Origin of the sequence: Klenkia sp. PcliD-1-E (assembly GCF_024124375.1) — a bacterium.
GTDB lineage: Bacteria > Actinomycetota > Actinomycetes > Mycobacteriales > Geodermatophilaceae > Klenkia.
On record NZ_JAMXRZ010000232.1, the window covers coordinates 1 to 2,037 of the forward strand.

Annotated in this window: 3 protein-coding genes; all 3 read right to left on the reverse strand. The window is 79.6% G+C overall.

Going from position 1 to position 2,037, the window contains the following annotated elements:
• Nucleotides 1-862 (reverse strand): nicotinate-nucleotide--dimethylbenzimidazole phosphoribosyltransferase (locus NH342_RS22755; protein ID WP_253018612.1); only part of this gene is annotated, 862 nt, incomplete at its 3' end.
• Complete coding sequence (gene cobC, locus NH342_RS22760) at nucleotides 859-1,863, reverse strand: Rv2231c family pyridoxal phosphate-dependent protein CobC (RefSeq protein WP_253018614.1); 1,005 nt, start codon at nucleotides 1,861-1,863, stop codon at nucleotides 859-861. The genes cobC and NH342_RS22755, both read right to left, overlap by 4 nt.
• Entirely contained in the window at nucleotides 1,860-2,036 is a 177-nt protein-coding gene (locus tag NH342_RS22765) for a cobalamin biosynthesis protein (RefSeq protein WP_256481177.1), read from the reverse strand. Before NH342_RS22765 ends, cobC begins: the two co-directional genes overlap by 4 nt.
• Nucleotide 2,037: the final 1 nt, after the last annotated feature.

The following is a 2,037-nucleotide window of genomic DNA, read 5'->3' on the forward strand; positions in this document are numbered from 1 at the left end:
CCTCCGCCGCGGCGGTGACGGCCTCGAGGTCGGGGGCGGCGGCGACCAGGGCGGCCGACCCGGCGATGACGCCGTCCAGCACGACGGGGACCCGCGCGGCGGCCGCACCCAGCACGAAGCCGGCGAGCGCGGCGTGCTCGAGGCCGCCGACCTCGGCCAGCACCGCCAGCGGGTCCCGGACGCCCTCGACCCGGGCCACCGCGCGCTCGACGACGGCGACCTTGCGGGCCAGGGTGGGGTCGTCCACGCCGGTGCCCCGCCCGGTGGCCTCGGCGGGGGCCGCGCCGGTGAACGCGCAGACCAGGGCGGCCGAGGCGGTGGTGTTGGTGATGCCCATGTCGCCGGTGACCAGGCAGCCGTGGTCGGCGGCGAGGGCGGTGGCGACCTCGATGCCGACCTCGACGGCCCGCCGGGCCTCCCCGACGGTCATGGCCGGCCCCTCGGCGAGGTCGGCGGTGCCGCGGCGGACGTTGCGGTCGAGGAACCCCGGGGCCGGTGCCGACGGCGACGCGACGCCCACGTCGACCACGACGACGTCGGCCCCCAGCGACGCCGCGAACGCGTTCACCACGGCCCCGCCGGCGGCGAAGTTGGCCACCATCTGCGCGGTGACCTCCTGCGGCCACGGGGTGACGCCCTGGGCGTGCACGCCGTGGTCGCCGGCGAACACCGCGACCGCGGCGGGCACCGGCAGCGGGGGCGGGCAGATCCCGGCGGTGCCGGCCAGCTGTGCTGCGACGTCCTCCAGCACGCCGAGGGAGCCCGGCGGCTTGGTCATCCGGTCCAGCCGCTCGCGGGCGGCGCGCTCGGCGGCGGGGTCGCGCGGGGTGATCGCGGCGAGGGTCCGGTCCAGCAGGGTCATGGTCGCTCCAGGATCGCAGCCAGGGCCGCCGCGAAGGCGGCGGACGTGTCGGGGTCGCGGACGGCGACCCGCAGGTGGTCGGGGTCCAGCCCGGGGAAGGTGTCACCGCGCCGGACGGCGAACCCGGCGTCGCGGAGGGCCAGCCGGACCCGCTCGGCGCCGGGCACCCGCAGCAGCACGAACGCCGACGCCGGGGTGCCCACGGGGGTGACCCCGGGCGGGAGCAGGTCGAGCAGTGCCTGCCGCTGGTCGGCGAGCTCGCGCGCCCAGGGGGCGGTGTCCGCGCCGGCGCAGGCCTCCAGCGCGGCGAGCGCGGGCGTGGAGACCGGCCAGTGCGGCTGGACGGCGGCCAGCGCCGCGACCAGGTCGGCCGGGCCGAGGGCGTAGCCGACCCGAAGCCCCGCCAGCCCCCAGGTCTTGGTCAGGCTGCGCACCACCAGCAGGCCCGGCAGGTCGCGGCGGTGCGCCAGCGACTGCGGCTCGCCGGGGTCGGTGTCGGCGAAGGCCTCGTCGAGCAGCACGGTGCGGCCGGGCCGGCACAGCGCGGCGACGTCGGCGGCGGGGTGCAGCACCGAGGTGGGGTTGGTCGGGTTGCCCAGCACCACCAGGTCGGCGTCCGCAGGCGGCGCGGTGAGCCGGTAGGACGGCGGCGCGAGCAGGTGCCGGTGCACCCGGTGGCCGTGCGCGCGCAGCGCGGCCTCGGGCTCGGTGAAGGAGGGGTGGACCACGACCGCGTGCGCCGGCCGGAGGGCCCGGGCGACCAGGGTGAACGTCTCGGCCGCGCCGGCGGTGAGCAGCACCTCCTCGACCGGCCGGCCGTGCGCGGCGGCGACGGCGGCCCGGGCGCGGGTGGGGTCGGGGTAGGCGGCGCAGTCGTCGAGCGCGGCGCGCAGCACGTCGCGCAGCCAGGCCGGGGGAGCGCCGGCGCGCACGTTGACCGCGAGGTCGACCAGGCCGGGGGTGGCCTCGACGTCCCCGTGGTGGTGCAGGTCCGTCGTCACGGTGCCGCGACGGCGACGGCGACGGTCACCGGGCCGCGGACGGTCTTGGGCACCAGCAGCGTGCCGCCCTCGGCGAGGGCGGCGGCCTCGGCGACCGACGGCGTCCCCAGCGCCGCGGCGACCCGGGCGGAGACCGACGGCACGGGGACCGCGGCGAGGACCTCGACGGGCAGG